The 16,724-nt window shown below is 67.8% G+C and carries 19 protein-coding genes; 6 read left to right on the top strand and 13 right to left on the bottom strand.

What is annotated here, in order from left to right; translation table 11 throughout:
- Positions 1–26 precede the first annotated feature (26 nt).
- The gene (locus PWS46_RS09265; protein ID WP_434614109.1) at positions 27–2,432 is read left to right on the top strand and encodes a methyl-accepting chemotaxis protein; all 2,406 of its coding nucleotides are present in this window, start codon (positions 27–29) and stop codon (positions 2,430–2,432) included.
- A 65-nt stretch (positions 2,433–2,497) separates the two neighbouring features.
- Here the strand turns inward: PWS46_RS09265 and PWS46_RS09270 are convergent, their stop codons facing one another.
- The gene (locus PWS46_RS09270; protein ID WP_434614112.1) at positions 2,498–2,977 is read right to left on the bottom strand and encodes a CYTH domain-containing protein; all 480 of its coding nucleotides are present in this window, start codon (positions 2,975–2,977) and stop codon (positions 2,498–2,500) included.
- Between the two features lie 160 nt (positions 2,978–3,137).
- Here PWS46_RS09270 and PWS46_RS09275 point away from each other — a divergent pair, with 160 nt between their 5' ends.
- The gene (locus tag PWS46_RS09275) at positions 3,138–3,383 is read left to right on the top strand and encodes a hypothetical protein (protein WP_434614115.1); all 246 of its coding nucleotides are present in this window, start codon (positions 3,138–3,140) and stop codon (positions 3,381–3,383) included.
- A gap of 22 nt (positions 3,384–3,405) precedes the next feature.
- On the opposite strand, the gene PWS46_RS09280 is transcribed toward PWS46_RS09275, so the two are convergent.
- Complete coding sequence (locus PWS46_RS09280) at positions 3,406–3,561, bottom strand: DUF3309 family protein (protein WP_082860756.1); 156 nt, start codon at positions 3,559–3,561, stop codon at positions 3,406–3,408.
- Positions 3,562–3,886: 325 nt separating this feature from the next.
- Between PWS46_RS09280 and PWS46_RS09285 the strand changes: the two genes are divergently transcribed.
- The gene (locus PWS46_RS09285) at positions 3,887–4,234 is read left to right on the top strand and encodes a hypothetical protein (protein ID WP_434614119.1); all 348 of its coding nucleotides are present in this window, start codon (positions 3,887–3,889) and stop codon (positions 4,232–4,234) included.
- Positions 4,235–4,250: 16 nt separating this feature from the next.
- Here the strand turns inward: PWS46_RS09285 and PWS46_RS09290 are convergent, their stop codons facing one another.
- Together PWS46_RS09290 and PWS46_RS09295 are read right to left on the bottom strand one after the other, a co-directional pair.
- The gene (locus tag PWS46_RS09290; RefSeq protein ID WP_434614122.1) at positions 4,251–5,171 is read right to left on the bottom strand and encodes a CDP-alcohol phosphatidyltransferase family protein; all 921 of its coding nucleotides are present in this window, start codon (positions 5,169–5,171) and stop codon (positions 4,251–4,253) included.
- Positions 5,168–5,866, bottom strand: coding sequence for a phosphatidylserine decarboxylase (locus PWS46_RS09295; RefSeq protein ID WP_247871187.1), 699 nt, complete (start codon positions 5,864–5,866; stop codon positions 5,168–5,170). The genes PWS46_RS09290 and PWS46_RS09295 overlap by 4 nt, the downstream gene beginning before the upstream one ends.
- A 131-nt stretch (positions 5,867–5,997) precedes the next feature.
- Between PWS46_RS09295 and PWS46_RS09300 the strand changes: the two genes are divergently transcribed.
- Complete coding sequence (locus PWS46_RS09300; protein WP_434614126.1) at positions 5,998–6,468, top strand: hypothetical protein; 471 nt, start codon at positions 5,998–6,000, stop codon at positions 6,466–6,468.
- A 26-nt stretch (positions 6,469–6,494) separates the two neighbouring features.
- On the opposite strand, the gene PWS46_RS09305 is transcribed toward PWS46_RS09300, so the two are convergent.
- From PWS46_RS09305 to PWS46_RS09325, 5 genes are all read right to left on the bottom strand, one after another.
- Positions 6,495–6,935 carry a DUF29 domain-containing protein gene (locus PWS46_RS09305; protein WP_434614129.1) on the bottom strand — a complete coding sequence of 147 codons (441 nt, stop codon included), beginning with the start codon at positions 6,933–6,935 and terminating at the stop codon, positions 6,495–6,497.
- Between the two features lie 90 nt (positions 6,936–7,025).
- On the bottom strand, positions 7,026–8,114 hold the full coding sequence (locus tag PWS46_RS09310; RefSeq protein WP_434619958.1) for a BMP family ABC transporter substrate-binding protein: 1,089 nt from the start codon (positions 8,112–8,114) through the stop codon (positions 7,026–7,028).
- Positions 8,115–8,194: 80 nt separating this feature from the next.
- Positions 8,195–9,124, bottom strand: coding sequence for an ABC transporter permease (locus PWS46_RS09315; RefSeq protein WP_434614132.1), 930 nt, complete (start codon positions 9,122–9,124; stop codon positions 8,195–8,197).
- Positions 9,121–10,197: an ABC transporter permease gene (locus tag PWS46_RS09320; protein ID WP_434614135.1), complete on the bottom strand. Its 1,077-nt coding sequence runs from the start codon at positions 10,195–10,197 to the stop codon at positions 9,121–9,123. The genes PWS46_RS09315 and PWS46_RS09320 overlap by 4 nt, the downstream gene beginning before the upstream one ends.
- Before the next feature lie 27 nt (positions 10,198–10,224).
- Positions 10,225–11,841 carry an ABC transporter ATP-binding protein gene (locus PWS46_RS09325; protein ID WP_434614138.1) on the bottom strand — a complete coding sequence of 539 codons (1,617 nt, stop codon included), beginning with the start codon at positions 11,839–11,841 and terminating at the stop codon, positions 10,225–10,227.
- 212 nt (positions 11,842–12,053) lie between these two features.
- Between PWS46_RS09325 and PWS46_RS09330 the strand changes: the two genes are divergently transcribed.
- Together PWS46_RS09330 and PWS46_RS09335 are read left to right on the top strand one after the other, a co-directional pair.
- Positions 12,054–12,968: a YgfZ/GcvT domain-containing protein gene (locus tag PWS46_RS09330; protein WP_434614141.1), complete on the top strand. Its 915-nt coding sequence runs from the start codon at positions 12,054–12,056 to the stop codon at positions 12,966–12,968.
- 117 nt (positions 12,969–13,085) lie between these two features.
- Positions 13,086–13,715, top strand: coding sequence for a PRC-barrel domain-containing protein (locus PWS46_RS09335; RefSeq protein WP_434614144.1), 630 nt, complete (start codon positions 13,086–13,088; stop codon positions 13,713–13,715).
- A 145-nt stretch (positions 13,716–13,860) separates the two neighbouring features.
- On the opposite strand, the gene PWS46_RS09340 is transcribed toward PWS46_RS09335, so the two are convergent.
- From PWS46_RS09340 to PWS46_RS09355, 4 genes are read right to left on the bottom strand one after another with little or no spacing between them, the layout of a single operon-like run.
- Positions 13,861–14,556, bottom strand: a complete 696-nt coding sequence (locus PWS46_RS09340; RefSeq protein WP_434614147.1) for an ATP12 family chaperone protein — start codon at positions 14,554–14,556, stop codon at positions 13,861–13,863.
- A gap of 3 nt (positions 14,557–14,559) precedes the next feature.
- Positions 14,560–15,234, bottom strand: a complete 675-nt coding sequence (locus tag PWS46_RS09345; RefSeq protein WP_434614150.1) for an HAD-IA family hydrolase — start codon at positions 15,232–15,234, stop codon at positions 14,560–14,562.
- Positions 15,234–16,286, bottom strand: coding sequence for an RluA family pseudouridine synthase (locus tag PWS46_RS09350; RefSeq protein WP_434614153.1), 1,053 nt, complete (start codon positions 16,284–16,286; stop codon positions 15,234–15,236). The genes PWS46_RS09345 and PWS46_RS09350 overlap by 1 nt, the downstream gene beginning before the upstream one ends.
- Entirely contained in the window at positions 16,286–16,687 is a 402-nt protein-coding gene (locus tag PWS46_RS09355; RefSeq protein ID WP_434614156.1) for a CrcB family protein, read from the bottom strand. Before PWS46_RS09355 ends, PWS46_RS09350 begins: the two co-directional genes overlap by 1 nt.
- Positions 16,688–16,724 lie beyond the last annotated feature (37 nt).

Genomic DNA, 16,724 nt, shown 5'->3' on the forward strand with positions numbered 1-16,724 from the left:
CGATGCCATCGGGGAGTCCAAAATCCATGACGATCGGAACGCGGATCGCGCTTGGCTTCGCCGCCGTGCTGCTGCTGACCGTTGGCGTGGCGTTCGTCGGCTGGAACAGCCTGAGCACCTATGCCGAGCGGGTCGATTTGGCGTCACACACCGCCGACCTCGACACCCGGTTGAAGTCGGTCCGGCTGGAGGAGGCGCGCTTCGTCACCGAACGCGATGCCAAGGCCGCGGCCAATGTTCCGGGCATGCTGGACGCCCTGCAGACCGAAGCGCAGGAAACCCGTGCCGCCCTGACCGAGGGCGAGGGCCGGCGTCTGCTAGACGAGGTTCTGTCGGGCATCGACGGCTACCGTGCCGCCTTTGCCAATTTCGTCGCGCAGGACGGCGAGGCGCACGCCCGCACCGCCAGCATGGAGACCCGCGCCCGCGCGCTGCGCGACATCGCCGAGAAGATCGGCAAGCAGCAGTCCGAGCGCTATGACCTGAACATGACCAGCAAGCGCGACGCCGATACCGAGCTGCGCCACAGCATGGACACGGCCGAGCGCGCGAACCGGGTGATCGAACGGGTGCTGGAGGTCCGGCGCCAGCAGAGCGAACTCCGCCGCAATGCGGACGAGGCACTGGCCGACCGCATCGTGGCGGCGCTGGACGAACTGGTCCAGACCACCGACACGGTCGCCAAGGACCTTGTCGGCACCAATGACGAGGAACTGGCCGCCCGGATCGCCGGCGATTCCCGCGCCTATCGCGACACCGTCAAGGCTCTGCGCGGCAAGGGCATCGCGGCGCTCACCGAGGCCGGGGTGGCCACCGGGCTCGACGAGGCCGCGCGCGGTGTGCAGGACCGTGCGGTGGAGTTGCAGCAGAACCAGGCAATGGTGACCGAAGCCCTGAGCGAGGCCTCCAAATACGCCCAGAGCGAGGTGAACGAGGCGGTGATGCTGCGCGGTCTGGCGATGCGGCTGGTGCAGGGCGCCCAATCGGCGATGCTGGGCCAGCGCGATTTCCTGCTGACCGGCACGGCCGACGCGAAGTCCTTGGCCGACACCGCGGTGAAGGAGATCCTGGAGCTTGCCGAACAGGCCGGCGCCGTGCTGGTCGACCAGGAAGGGCGGGCACTGATCGCCGCCATCACCGAAGCCGCGCGGGCATTCGACTCGGAATTCGCCTCGCTGTCGTCCGCCGTCGCCAAGCAGCACGAGGCATCGGCGGCGATGGCCAAGGCGTCCGCGACGGTCAGCGGGCAGGTCGGCCGGCTGGTCGCCTTGCAGCGCGACGACCGTGAAGCCGGGCGCGCCAGCGCCGGAATGGTGATCGCGGTGGGGGCCGCCGTGGCGCTGGTCCTTGGCATGTTGATGGCCTGGATCATCGACCGCGCCATCACCCACCCGCTGCACGCCATGACCGGCGCCATGGGCCGGCTGGCCGAAGGCGACCTGACGGTCGACGTTCCCGGCGGCGACCGCAAGGACGAGCTGCGCAACATGGCCGCCGCCATGACCATCTTCAAGGACAACGCCCTGGAGATGAGGCGTATGGAGCGCGAGCGGGAGGAGATGCGTGTCCAGATCGACGCAGACCGCCGCCGCACGATGAACGAGTTCGCCAACGGCTTCGAACAGGCGGTGTCGGGCGTCGTCATGTCGCTGACCGAATCGGCCACCTCGCTGGGCCGGGATGCTCAGGAGATGTCGTCCGATGCGGCGCTGACCACGGCGAAGTCGACGGCCGTCGCCACGGCCTCGCAGCAGGCCACCGCCAACGTGCAGACGGTGGCGGCGGCGGCGGAGGAGCTGTCGGCGTCCATCGCCGAGATCTCCCGCCAGCTCAACGCCAGTTCCGCCACCGCCTCGGGGGCCGCCGACAAGGCGGTGCAGACCAACAGCATCGTCGAAGGGCTGTCGCTCGCCGCCGAGCGGATCGGCCAGGTCGTCGGCCTGATCGGCGAGATTGCCGAGCAGACCAACCTGCTGGCGCTCAACGCCACCATCGAGGCCGCCCGCGCCGGCGAGGCCGGCAAGGGCTTCGCCGTGGTGGCGACCGAGGTGAAGAACCTCGCCGGCCAGACCGCCAAGGCGACCGAGGAAATCTCCGCCCAGGTCGCGGAGATGCAGACCGCCACCACCAGCGCGGTCGACGCCATCCGCACGATCTCCGAAGCGGTCACCGCCATCAGCGGCACCGTCACCGACATCGCCCAGGAGATGGAGCAGCAGGGCAGCGCCACCCGCGAGATCGCCCAGAATGTCCAGCAGGCGGCCGAAGGCACCCAGCAGGTGATGCGCAACATCGCCGAGGTGACCACCGCCGCCACCAAGACCGGCGGCGCCGCCGATGCGGTCCTGGACGCCAGCCGCACGCTCGCCACCCAGGCCGACCGCCTGCGCGGCGAGGTCCAGGGATTCCTGAACAAAGTACGGACGGCCTGACCCTTTGAGCCTGAATTTCTTGGGAGGCGTGCGGCAGCGGAGCCGCACGCCCCACGTCCCCGTCGTCAGGCCGCGGCCGCCGACCAGCGCCGGATAGGGGCGCGGGAGAGGGCGGAGTTGCCGTAGGCGCGCAGGGTGGTGACCTCCGCGCCGATCCAGTCCGGCAGCGGCACCATCTGGTCGGGCGAGTCCAGTTCGACTTCCGCGATGATCAGCCCGGCATTCTCGCCGTGGAAGACGTCGATCTCCCAGCACAGCCCGTCCTGGCAGTGACGGTAGCGCGTCTTTTCGATCACCCGCCCTTCGCAGCCAAGCAGCAGGAGTTGGCAGGCGAACTCCAATGCCAGAGGGTGTTCCACCTCGTCCCGGCAGGCGCCGCGCTTCAGCGATTTGATGGTCAAAGTGGCGCGATCTTCCGCAATTCGAACGCGAACCGTGCTGGCGCCGTCGGACGGCAGGTATCCCTGGAGGATTCGGACGCCATCCCGGCAGAGATGCCGGACATCCTTGCGGACCAGAAAGCGCCGCTCGATTTCCAGTGCCATGGCTAGGCCCTTCGGACGAACTCGCCGACGACCCTAGCCGAAAGTCCCTACCGGCTTCAACCTCGTTGCCGTGTGTGCAGCGCAACCGAGACTGGATGCCCGCGTACTATGACGTGACGATCCGTCGCAACAGGTCTGGGAATGATGCTATCGTCGGGCGATGAACGCCGATCTCTCCACCTGGGTTCCTGGGACCCTGATCCCCTGGCTGGTGCTGTTCGCCCTGTACGGGCTGCCGCTGCTGCATGTGGCGCTGTCGCGCCGCGGCGGTGGCTGGCGTCCGCCGGCCGGGTCGCGCTGCCCCTTCGGACCGCGCGCCGGCTGGCTTGTGATGGTGCTGATGCTGGGGCCGGTCGGATGGCTGATGTTCGCACTCCGCCGGCCCCGCCGCGCATCCGGCAGATAGCATCACGCAAATGGGCTGGGGATCAGATCCGGCCCATCAGCAGCAGAACGATCAGAACGATCAGCAGCACGCCGAGGATGCCGCTGGGACCATATCCCCAGCCACGGCTGTGCGGCCAGGCCGGAACGGCACCCAGAAGCAGCAGAATCAGGATGATGAGCAGAATTGTGCCGAGCATGGCCTTCTCCCTTCCGGTGGAGTATTTGTGACGGACAAGCGGAACCTGAACGGCATCCCCTGGACTTTGTTCCTGTCCTGCTCGAACGTGACCGCTTGCCACCACCAAGGGAGAGGAGTGCTCCTCCGGCGTTCCCCGAACGCGACGCCCTCGACCGTTCGGCGAGTTCACCCCTGTTGACTGTGGGCGAATGGGCGCTTAGGCTCCCGTCCATGAACGTGCATCCCTTCGACGGCATTCTGCGAATTAGCGGCCCGGTTCTCCTTTGAGAGCCGGGGATTTCGCTCGTCCATTCCGCAGAACCGCCTGAAGGCTCGATCACGCCATGTCCAAGACCATGAACACCGTTGCCGCGTCCGCTTCGGATGCGCGCGTTACCGCGCCCGGCCGCCGCGTCGCCTTTTCGCTGGTCGCCGACGCCGATCCGGGCACCCTGCCCCGCATCCTCGAATACGTCGCCAAGCGCGGGCTGGTCCCGCTGGCCCTGCACAGCCGGCTGACCGACGATACGCTCGCCATCTCCATGGAGGTCGGCGACCTGCCGCAAGGGGAAACCGACCACATCGGCCGTTGCCTGGGACAGATCCCGATGGTGGCGCGGGTCACCGTCGCCGAACTGGCCGCCACCGGATCGGCGGCCGAGCTGGTGGCGGAATTGGCTGCGGCGGAATGAGACAGCAGGAAGCCGGTCAGACCGGCTTCCTTGGCTCATCCTCGGGGGCCGTGGCTGCGGCGGCCTGCGACTCCGGCGACTCGGAAGACTGCGACTCGGAAGCCGGCTCTTCGATCTCCGTGCGCATTAGTTCCGCGGCGCGCTGCAGCTTGCGGAACTGGCCGATGGAGAACGGCAGGCTGACCATATAGACGGTCCCGACGATCGACAGGGTCCACCAGGGCTGGCTGACCATCATCGCCGCCAGCAGACCGACACCGGCCAGCGCCGGCACCACCCAGTGGGCCGGAACCCGTGCACCCTTGAAGGAGAAGGTCGGCAGGGTGCTGACCATCAGCCCGCCGATCAGCAGAGTCCACGGCACGATGACCGCCGGGTGGCCGGGATACTGCGGCCCGATCTCGAATCCCAGGATCATCGGCAGCAGCACAAGGCCGGCACCGGCCGGCGCCGGCACGCCGGTGAAGTAGTTGTAGGCCCAGGGCGGCAGATCGACCACGCCGAGACGCGAGTTGAAGCGCGCCAGACGCAGCGCACAGCACACGGCATAGGCCATGGCGGCGATCCAGCCCAGGCTGCCCGCCCCGTTCAGCCCCCACAGATACATCATGAAGGCCGGTGCGACGCCGAAGCTGATGGCGTCGGACAGGCTGTCCAGCTCCGCCCCGAACTTGCTCTGCCCGTTCAGCAGACGGGCGATGCGTCCGTCGAGCGCATCCAGGATCGCGGCGATGACGATGGCGATGACCGCCGGCTCCCACCGCCCCTGCATGGCGAATCGGATCGCCGTCAGGCCGGAGCAGAGCGCCAGCACCGTCAGGACGTTCGGCAACAGGTGGTTGATCGACAGCCCTTTCAGCCGCGGATGCGGCCGGCCGGGACGGCGGGCCCGGTGCGGGCGGAAGATCTGCTGGCGGAAGACGGGCGGTCGTTTCATCGCCGCACGTCCCCCTGCCGCTGCGGTTCGGTGCCGTTCAGATCGGCCAGGATCGTCTCGCCGCCGATGGCGGTCTGTCCGACGCAGACCAGCGGAGCGACGCCGTCGGGCAGATAGATGTCGGTGCGGCTGCCGAATCGGATCAGCCCGAACCGCTCGCCCGCCTTCACGTCCTGCCCGGCCTTCACCCACCATAGGATGCGGCGCGCCACCAGACCGGCGATCTGGACATAGGCGATCTCGCGCCCGTCGGGCAGACGGTGGCGGAAGGCCATCCGTTCATTCTCGTCGCTCGCCTTGTCCAGCGCGGCGTTGACGAAGGTGCCCTTGTGGTATTCCGCCGCCACGATGGTGCCGTCGGCCGGAACGCGGTTGACGTGGACGTTGAAGACGTTGAGGAAGACGCTGATCCGGGTCAGCGCCTTGTCGCCCATGCCCAGCTCCTTGGGCGGGACGGCCTGGACGATCATGGTGACCCGCCCGTCGGCCGGACTGACCAGCAGGCCGGGCCGCGTCGGCGTCACCCGGTCGGGATCGCGGAAGAAATAGGCGCACCACAGGGTGAGCACCAGGCCGATCCAGCCGAGCGGCGCCCAGACGGCGAGACCGAGGATCAGGGAAACCACGGCGAATCCGGCGATGAAGGGCCAGCCGGCACGGTGGATGGGGACGACGACGGTATCGATGGCGGACATCGCCTGCTTTCTTCGTATTTTCAGACCACAGCGAACAGCCATTCTAGCTGTGCGTTCCGAGCCTTTACAGAATTTTAGCGGCCGGCGCCCATGCTGTCGTCTTCGTCGCCCCTGAAGCCGAGCGTGCCGCCTTGTCCGTTCCCGATCTGAAGACCATTCAATCGCTGGCCGAAGTGCCGGACGGCGCCCTGCCCATCACCCCCGGTTCGATCGAGGTGACGCCGGAAGGCGTGCTGGGCATCGCCAAGCCGCCCCGCCCCTGCAAGCTGACCTTCATGGCCGACGGCCTGCCCTTCAACGTCGCCGTCCGGCATGAAGGCGCGGAAGAGGGCGGAGGGTCGATCTGCCAGATCTGGGCCGATGTCGGCCATGTGCCCTACACCGCCCAGGCGCCGGAGCGCCGCCGCGCCCTGCTGGCCGTCCTGCGCGGGATCGAGGGGCTGCCGCATGTCCGCTTCATCGTCCAGGGCGGACAGAAGATCATCCTGTTCTCGGAAATCCGCCTGGAACACCACGCCTCGCCCGAGGACCTGTTCCACCAGACCATCCTGGTCCTGCAGGAAGCGCGTCCATTCCTGCGGCTGCTGGGCGAATATCTGTAAGGCGGGACGGCGTCGAAAGGCGCCGTTCAGACTTCCGGCCAGAACGACTCGTCCATCATTTCGGCGAAGCTCCACGGGCATTCCGCCGGAAAAACTTGTCGCGAAATACCGGTTTCGCGTTCGGCCGCAATCAAAGAAAGCCGGTATGCGTCCTTTACCGACTCCGCGAGCGACGACTTGAGGCTTGGGTTGTCGCGCAAATGGGCGGCAAGCCGATAGCGCTGCTCCTCTATGCTGAGGCGCCAGCTATTGCCGCGCAGCGGCGCCTGATAGCGCCATTTCAGCAAATGAAGGAGCAGAACGACCAAGCGGTTGACAAGTTCACGCTTTTCGCTGCGCCCCATGCTCTCGATCTCCTCGGCGATGTGCTCGATGTCCGCCGCGTCGAGCTTGCCGGCCCGCAGAAGGGCGGCCTGTTCGTTCGCCCAGGCGTAGAAATCGCTGTCGTAGAGGCTGCTTCCGTCCATCGCCCACCTCCCCACATCGGCCCACATCGCCGACCCGCGCGGGCGGGCCGGAGGCATGCGCCCCCGGTCCGCCGCGTGGGATCGCGGCGCTTACTTCGGAACCTTGCCCTGCACGCCTTCGACGTACCAGTCCATCTTCAGGATCTGCTCGTCGGTGGCGTGCTTGCCTTCCGGAATCACGACCTTGCCGGACTGGTCCTTGACCGGGCCCTGGAAGGAGTGGCGCTTGCCCGACACGATGTCTGCCTTGATCTGGTCGGCCAGCTTCACGACGTCGGCCGGGATGGCCGGGTTGTAGGGCGCCAGCTCGACCATGCCGGTCTTGATGCCGCCCCAGGTGTCGATCGGCTTCCAGGTGCCGTCCAGCACTGCCTTGACGCGGTCGACGTAATAGCCGTTCCAGTCCTCGACGATCGCGGTCAGGTGCGACTTCGGACCGAAGCGGGTCATGTCGGACGACTGGCCGACCGACCACAGCCCACGCTCCTGCGCGGTCTGGATCGGCGCCGGGCTGTCGGTGTGCTGGACGATGATGTCGGCACCCTGGTCGGCCAGTGCCTTGGCGGCCTCGGCTTCCTTGCCGGGGTCGTACCAGCTGTTGACCCAGACCACGCGGACCTCGGCCTTCGGGTTCTGCTCGCGCAGCGCGATGGTGAAGGCGTTGATGCCGCCGACCACCTCGGGAATCGGATAGGAGCCGATGTAGCCGATGATGTTCGACTTGGTCATCTTGCCGGCGATGGCGCCGACCACCGTGCGGGCCTCGTAGAAGCGGCCCGAGTAGGTGGCGACGTTCTCGGCGCGCTTGTAGCCGGTGGCGTGCTCGAACTTCACCTCGGGATGGCGCTTGGCCACCTTCAGCGTCGGGTTCATGAAGCCGAAGGACGTGGTGAAGATCAGCTTGTGGCCGCTGGCGGCCAGCTGTTCGATCACCCGCTCCGCATCGGCGCCTTCCGGCACGTTTTCGACGAAGGTGGTGGTGACCTTGTCGCCCAGCGCCTTCTCCACGGCCAGACGGCCCTGGTCGTGCTGATAGCTGTAGCCGTGGTCGCTGACCGGGCCGACATAGACGAACCCGACCTTCAGCTTCTCCTGCGCGAAGGCGGACCCCAAACCGGTGCCCATGCCCACGCTCAGCGCGACCGCGGCACCGGCCAGGCCCAGCACCGCCTTGCCCATCGTCCTTCTGTTCACGTCGACGCTCCTTAGTTCTACAGTGTCTTTAGATATGGGCTTTGTTTCGATTTCAAAACGACGCGTCAAGCATCGGGATGAAACAGTTTTCCCAGACAGGCCGGCGCGTTCAGGCGGATGCGGGCGACGTCCCGCGAAATCAGCACCAGAACCAGAACGGTAGCCAGATACGGCAGCATCGACAAGAGCTGCGACGGCACGTCGATGCCCAGCCCCTGGACGTGCAGCTGCAGGATGGTGACGCCGCCGAACAGCCAGGCGCCCAGCATGGCGCGCGCCGGCTTCCAGGTGGCGAAGACCACCAGCGCCAGCGCGATCCAGCCGCGGCCCGACGTCATGTTCTCCGCCCACATCGGCGTGTAGTCCATCGACAGGAAGGCGCCGCCCAGCCCGGCCATGGCCCCGCCGAACAGCACCGCCAGGAAGCGGATGCGCAGCACCTTGTAGCCCAGCGCATGGGCGGCCGTGTGGTTCTCCCCCACCGCGCGCAGCACGAGGCCGGCGCGGGTGCGGTAGAGGAACAGGTGGACCAGCGGCACGGCGGCCACCGCCAGATAGACCATGATGTCCTGGCCGAACACCGCCTGCCCCACCACCGGCAGGTCGGTCAGGCCGGGGATATACAGCTTCGGCAGCCCGTCCAGTGGGATGCCGACGAAACCCTGGCCGATCAGTGCCGACAGGCCGACGCCGAACAGGGTGAGCGCCAGCCCGGTCGCCACCTGATTCGCCAGCAGGAACAGGGTCAGCACGGCGAACAGCGAGGCGGTGGCGGCACCGGCCAGCGCGGCGACGAGAAAGCCGGCGGTGGCGCTGCCGGTCTGCACGGTCACGGCGAAGCCGCAGACGGCGCCGACCAGCATCATCCCCTCGACACCCAGGTTGAGGACACCCGACTTCTCGACCACCAGTTCGCCAAGAGCAGCGAGCAGAAGCGGCGTCGCGGCGGCGAACATGGCGGCCAGGATCGGGCCGATCAGGGCAAGGTCGTTCATGCCGCGGCCCTCCGCGCTCCGAAGCGGACCCGGTAGCGGATCAGCACGTCGCTCGCCAGCAGGAAGAACAGAAGCATGCCCTGGAACACTCCGGTGATGGCCTTGGGCAGGCCCATGGCGATCTGCGCCGCTTCGCCGCCGATGAAGGACAGTGCCATCAGCAGCGCCGCCAGCAGGATGCCGACCGGATGCAGCCGGCCCAGGAAGGCGACGATGATGGCGGTATAGCCGTAGCCGGGCGAGATGCTGGCGGTGATCTGGCCGATAGGGCCGGCGATCTCGCCCATGCCGGCGATGCCGGCCAGCGCGCCGGACAGCAGCAGCGTCAGCCAGACGATGCGCTTCTGGTCGAAACCGGCATAGCCGGCAGCTGCCGGGGTCAGGCCGATCACCTTGATCTGGAAGCCGATGAAGGTGCGCGCGATCAGCAGCCAGCCGCCGGCCACGGCCAGCAGCGCGAACAGCGCCCCCAGATGGACGCGGGTTCCCGCCCACAGGATCGGCAGCGTGGCATCGGCCTCGAACAGCCGCGATTCGGGGAAGGCGAAGCCGTCCGGGTCACGGTATGGGCCATGGACCAGATAGTTCAGCAGCAGCAAAGCCACATAATTCAGCATCAGGCTGGTCAGGATCTCGCTGGCGTTGAAGCGCAGCCGCAGATAGGCCGGCACCGCCGCCCAGGCCGCCCCGCCGATGGCGCCGCCGATCACCATCAGCGGCAGCAGCCACCAGCCGCCCTCGCCGTAGAAGGCCAGCGCCAGACCGCCGCCGGTGATGGCGCCCAGCGTCAGCTGCCCTTCTGCACCGATGTTCCAGACATTGGCGCGGAAGCCGATGGCAAGACCGACGGCGCAGAGCACCAGCGGCGTCGCCTTCACCACCAGCTCGCCCACCCCGCGAACCGAGGTCAGCGGCGCGACGAAGAAGGCATAGAGAGCCTTCAGCGGGTCAAAGCCCATCGCCATGAACAGGATGAAGCCGCTGAGCAGGGTCAGCGCGACCGCCAGCAGCGGCGTGGCATAGACCATGGTCTTCGACGCCTGCCCGCGCGGTTCCAGACGGATAAAGCTCATGCGGCGTCTCCGGCGCTCAAATACCCATCAGACCGCACGCGTGATCTCCCCGTCTTCGTCCGGCGGCGTGCCGAACAGGCCGCCCATCAGCAGGCCGATGCGCTCCACCGTCGTTTCGTGTGTCGGCCGGCTGTCGGACAGGCGGCCGTGGAACAGCACGGAAATCCGGTCGCTCAGCACGAACAGCTCGTCCAGATCCTGGCTGATGACCAACACCGCCGCACCCGACCGCGCCAGTTCGATCAGCGCCTTGTGGATGGCCGCGGCAGCCCCGGCATCGACGCCCCAGGTCGGCTGGCCGACGACCAGGAGCTTGGGCTTCTGCAGGATTTCCCGGCCGATGATGAATTTCTGAAGATTGCCGCCGGACAGCGACCGCGCCTCCGCCCGATGGCCGTGGGCGACCACGTTGAAACCGCGGATGATGGTCTCGGCATAGGCGCGGGCGCGGGCGAAATGGACCATGCCGCCGCGCACCAGCGGTTCGCGGGCATAGCCGGACAGCAGCGCATTCTCCGACAGGCTCAGTTCCGGCACGGCGCCGCGGCCCAGCCGCTCCTCCGGCACGAAGGCGAGGCCGAGTTCCCGGCGCGCCCGCGGTCCCAGACGACCGGCCGACGTGCCTTCGATCTCCACGGCATCGGCGTCGGCCAGCAGCACCTCGCCGCTCAGCGCCGCCATCAGCTCGGCCTGTCCGTTGCCGGCGACACCGGCGATGCCGAGAATCTCGCCCGCCCGCACCTCGAAGCTGACATCCTTCAGGTTGGTGGCGAAGGGGTTGTCGGAGGTCGTCGACAGATGGCGCACCGTCAGACGGGCGGCCCCGGCGGCACCCTGCGGCGACCGTTCGGGGGTGGACAGCTCCGCCCCCATCATCATCTCGGCTAGACTGCGCGCGGTCTCCTGCCGCGGATCGGCGGCGCCCACCACCTTGCCGGCGCGCAGGACGGTGGCGCGGCTGCACAGCGCACGGATCTCCTCCAGCTTGTGCGAGATGTAGAGGATCGTGCAGCCCTCCGCCGCCAGGACGCGCAGCGTCTCGAACAGCTTGGCGGCCTCCTGCGGCGTCAGGACCGAGGTCGGCTCGTCCATGATCAGCAGCTTCGGGTCCTGCAGCAGACAGCGCACGATCTCCACCCGCTGCCGCTCGCCCACCGACAGGTGGAAGACATGGCGGCCGGGGTCCAGCGCCAGACCATAGCGTTCCGACACCTCGCGGATGCGGCCGGCGAGTTGGTCCATAGGCCCGGCATTGTCGAGTCCGAGCGCGATGTTTTCCGTCACCGTCAGCGTGTCGAACAGCGAGAAATGCTGGAACACCATGCCGATGCCGAGCCGCCGCGCACCGGCCGGGTCGGGCACCGTCGTCTCCGCCCCCTGCCACAGCATCGTGCCGGAATCGGGGTGCAGCACCCCATAGATCATTTTGACCAGGGTGGACTTGCCGGCTCCGTTCTCACCCAGCAACGCATGGATCTCGCCCGGCTGCAGCACGAGGTCGACATGGTCGTTGGCCAGACAGCCGGGGAATCGCTTGGTGATGCCGCGCAGCTCCAGTCGGGGCGGCGGAGCGTCCGGGGATGAGATCTCGGCGTGCGAAGGCAAGGAGGAGGAATCCGGGAAAAGGTCAAACCTGCATGGCATTGCCAAAGCCGTGCCACCGCTACCAACAGAGTAATCCGGCGGCACCACCGGCCGTCAACAACCGATCCTCTGCCCAACGGTGATGCATCTGCCGCTTTGGTCATCATGCCACAGTCGGCACCCGCAACCCAGCCCTCCGCAACGCGGCAGACTCTTGCCAGCGGACCCGTTCCGCCCAACACTTCAGGCGATCGGATGACGTGGAGGCTAGGATGTCGGCGGGTTACGCGGTGCTGGACCAGCGGAGCGTGGTGGCGGTTTCGGGCGAGGATCGCAAGGCCTTCCTGCAGGGGCTGGTGTCCAACGACGTGCTGCGGGTCACGCCCGACCATGCCGCCTATGCCCTGTTCCTGACCCCGCAGGGCAAGTTCCTGCATGATTTCAGCCTTGTCGAGTCGGACAGCGGCGGGGACGCAGTCCTGCTGCTGGATCCGGAAACGGACCGGCGCGCCGACCTGCTGCGGCGGCTGAAGATGTACAAGCTGCGGTCGAAGATCGCCCTGGAAGACCGGGCGGACCGGCTGCGCGTGGCCGTCGCCTTCGGGGACGGCGCGCTGGAGGCGCTGGGTCTGCCGGCCGAACCGGGCGCGGCGCGGCCCTTCGCCGGCGGCATCGCCTTCACCGATCCGAGGCTGCCGGCCTTGGGCGCCCGCCTGTTCCTGCCGGCCGATGGCGTCGCCGCACTGGAGTCGGCCGGATTGACGCTGCGGGACGTAGCCGACTACGACCGCCTGCGGCTGTCGCTCGGCGTTCCCGACGGCACGCTGGACCTGATCCCGGAAAAGTCGATCCCGCTGGAAAGCCGGATGGACGCGCTGAACGCCATCTCCTGGGACAAGGGCTGCTATATGGGGCAGGAACTGACCGCCCGCACCAAGTACCGCGCCCTCATCAAGAAGAAGCTGTTCCCTGTGACATTCGATGGTCCGACGCCGGAGGCCGGCACACCGGTGACTCTCGACGGGAAGGATGCCGGTGAGATCCGCAGCGCCCGCGACGGCGCCGCGCTCGCCCTGCTGCGGCTGGAGGACGTGCAGCGCGCGGCCGAGAACGGCCTGACCTTCCAGGCCGGTCCGGTGGCGCTGACTCCGCACGCACCGGACTGGGACCGCACCTCAAAGGGGTAGTCACTCACCAAAAGAATTCTCGGAAGGCGAAATAAAAACGGCTCCGTCGCTGTTGTTCCGATGTCTCTCGACACACGAACCTCGTGTCCTCGACACAACGACAAAGGAGCCACCCCCATGCGTCGCATCCTGATCGCTTCCGCCGCTTCGCTGGCCCTCATGACCGGCGCCGCCGTCGCACAGACCACTTCGCCGACCGTGGGCAACCCGTCCTCCTCCACCTCCAGCATGTCCAACACCGCAGCCCCGGACGGCACCAAGACCGGCACGGTGAAGTCGGACACGATGAAGTCCGATGCCACCAAGTCGGACAGCATGACCTCCAGCAGCGCCGCGACGTCCGGCAGCCTCGGCGGTCAGATGGCCAGCGCCGACGAGCTGATCGGCAAGAACGTCTATGGCCGCGACAACAACAAGATCGGCGAGATCGAAGACGTCATCCTCGACGCCAATGGCAAGGCCAAGCAGCTGGTCATCAGCTCCGGCGGCTTCCTCGGCATCGGCGAGAAGCAGGTCGCGGTCGATTACAGTGCCGCCAACTGGGATTCGCAGAACAACCGCCTGAACCTGGCCGGCATGAGCCGCGACGACGTGAAGGCGATGCCGGAGTTCAAGTACGACGACACCATGACGTCGCTGAACAAGAACCGGAAGCCGGCCGAGACCGAGAAGGTCGCGCCGGGCGCCGCCCCGGTCAACGGCTCGACCACCAGCGGCTCGACGACCGGCACCACGACCACGAAGTAAGGCGATATTGCCTCCTCCCTAACCCTCCCCCTCTTCGAGGGAGAGGGGACTGCCGCCGCAATGCGAACTTGCCCTCTCCCACCAAAGGTGGGGGAGGGAGGGACCCGCGGCGACGCCGTGGGAGGGAGGGGGCAACCGCCCCACCTCACCCCCGCAGCAGATCCACGAACCGCCGGCAGGCCACGATCTCCGCGCGCACGTTGGCGCGGCGCTTCGTGGCCTCGGCGTCTTCGCCCCACTGCTCGATCTGATAGGTCTCGTCCAGCTGCGAGACCTCGAACGCCTCTTCCGCGCTGAGGCGGCCTTCCAGCAGGGCCAGCGCCACGATGATCGACCCGCAGACGCCGGTCGTGGTCTGCAGCGCCGACAGATACCAGTCGTCCGTGCGCTCCACCACCCGGCGCAGGGCGGCCAGCGCCTCCTCCGGCTGCGGCTTGGGCATCAGCCCGGCGCAGACATGCAGCGGCGCGTCATAGGTCAGCGCCGCCCAATCCAGCAGCGGCTGCCAGAGCTGCGCCTGCCGTTCCACCAACGGCTGGGGATGTTCGGCGCGGTAGCACAGCAGATCGGTGCCGGCATAGGCGCTGATGGCCTGGACGATGTCCGGCCGCTTGGCCGGGATCAGGTCGATCGCGGTGCTCGACAGCTGCATCAGCGGCATCGAATGGGCGTCGATCCGGTCGCCCTGCGCTTCCCACTCGTCCGCCACGCCCTGGGCCAGCGGCCGGCTGGGGAATACCAGCGGCGCCTTGGCCGGGCTGCGCACCGGACGGCCGTCCAACTCGACCTGAAAGCCGCCCTCGGTCTCGCCGACACCCGCCGCCTTGTAGAAACGCTTCATCGCTTACCCTTCCAAAAGCTCCAGCACCGCGGTGGCGACATCACGCCCGCGGTGGACGATGCGGTCGGCCCCCGCCCGCTCCAGCTCCGGCACCGCGTGGTAGCCCCAGGAGACGCCGACCGACCGCACCCGCGCGTTGCGGGCCATCTGAATGTCGTAGGTCGTGTCGCCGATCACAATCGTCGCCGCCTCGTCCACGCCGGTCTCCGCCAGCGCACGCTGCACCATGTGCGGGTTCGGCTTGCCGGGACCGACATCGGCGGTCTGCAAGGTGACGAAGCGGCCAGTCAGGCCATGGCCCTTCAGCACTGCATCCAATCCGCGCCGCGACTTGCCGGTGGCGACGCCCAGCAGCACGCCTGCCCCCTCCAGCGCCGCCAGCGTATCGACGATGCCGGGGAACAGCGGCTCGTCCACCTCGCCGCGGCTGCGGGCGGAGGAGAAGGCGCGCTTGTAGCTCTCCGCCACCGCGACATGCAGGTCGGCATTGCGCTGCGGCAGCAGCAGGGCAACCGCCTCCACCAGCGACAGCCCGACCATGCGGCGGACGTCGGCCGGATCGGGTTCACCCAGCTTATGCTCGGCCCAGGCCTGGGTCATGGCGTCGATGATGGCGAACTGGCTGTCGACCAGGGTGCCGTCGCAGTCGAACAGGGCAAGGCGCAGAGGGGGCGCCATTATTCGAAATCCTCGAACGGGTCGTCGCGCAGGTTGGGGCTGAAGCCGAAATACTTCCAGGTCGCCTGCATGTGGTCGGGCAGCGGCGCCGTCACGTCGATGATCTTGCCGCCGCGCGGGTGCGGCAGGATCAGCCGGCGGGCGTGCAGGTGCAGCTTCTTCGCCACCTCCGCCCCGGCCAGGAACGCACCCTGCCCGGCATATTTGCCGTCGCCGAGAATCGGCGTGCCGACGGCGGCCATGTGGACGCGCAGCTGGTGGGTGCGGCCGGTCAGCGGCCACATGGCGACGAAGGCCGCCTGCTTGCCGACATTCTCCTGCACCGAATAGACGGTGACGGCGCGCTTGCCCTCTTCCTTGTTCTCCGCGACCCGCTCGCCATGCGGACCGCCTTCCTTGGCCAGCGCGAGGTCGATCTTGCCCTGGTAGGGCGTCGGCACGCCGACCGTGACGGCCCAGTAGATCTTGCGCACGCCGCTGCCGCGGAACATCTCCGTCAGCTTGCTGGCGGCGAAGGTGGTGCGGGCCAGCAGCAGGACGCCCGAGGTATCCTTGTCCAAGCGGTGGACCAGCTTCGGCCGCTCGTTGCCGTCGAAGCGCAGGGCGTCCAGCATGGCGTCGAGATGCTTGGAGGTGCCGGTGCCGCCCTGCACCGCCAGACCGGCCGGCTTGTTGATGGCGATGACGTCGGCGTCGCGATAGAGCACCAGCGCCTGCAGCTCGGCGATCTGCTTGTCCGACATGCCCTTGGGCTTGGCCGCCCCCTGGCTCGGCCCCCTGACCGGCGCGGCCCAGGCGGCCAGCGGCGGGATGCGCACGCCCTGCCCGGCCGCCAGCCGCGACGACGTCTCCGCCCGCTTGCCGTCGATGCGGACTTGGCCCGTACGCAGCAGCTTCTGCAGGTAGCTGTGGTTCACGTCGGGGAAATGCCGCTTGAACCAGCGGTCGAGCCGCATGTCGGCCTCGTCGGCCGTGACGACGCGGGTTTCGACCTTGCTGTCGCTTTTGGCTTCGGTCGACGGCATATCGGCGTGATCGGGAGAGTCAGTCATCAGAGGGACACCGAAACAAGAGAACGCACGGCCCACAGGCCGGCAAAGAAGCCCACCACGCTGAACAGCGTCGAGGCGAGGAAGTATCCCGCCGCCGCGGCGAGCTCGTCACGGGCGACGAGAACGCCGATGTCCAGCGTGAAGGAGGAGAAGGTGGTGAAGCCGCCCAGCACGCCCACCAGGATCAGGGCGCGGATTTCCGGCGGCGGCGACCATGTCAGGCTCGCCAGTTCGGACAGCACCCCCATTGCCGTGCAGCCGATCACGTTGACGATGATCGTCCCCATCGGAAAGCGGGTGCCGACCCACTGCGCGATCAGCAGCAGCGTCAGGTAACGCGCCACCGATCCGGCGGCACCTCCGGCAGCGACGGCGAGAAGGGACAGGGGGGATGCGAGCACGGCGCCTCCGGACGAGCGCTTGAAACGGGAAACGAGG

This window comes from Azospirillum sp. B2RO_4 (assembly GCF_051124815.1).
In the GTDB taxonomy this organism is placed as follows: Bacteria; Pseudomonadota; Alphaproteobacteria; order Azospirillales; family Azospirillaceae; genus Azospirillum.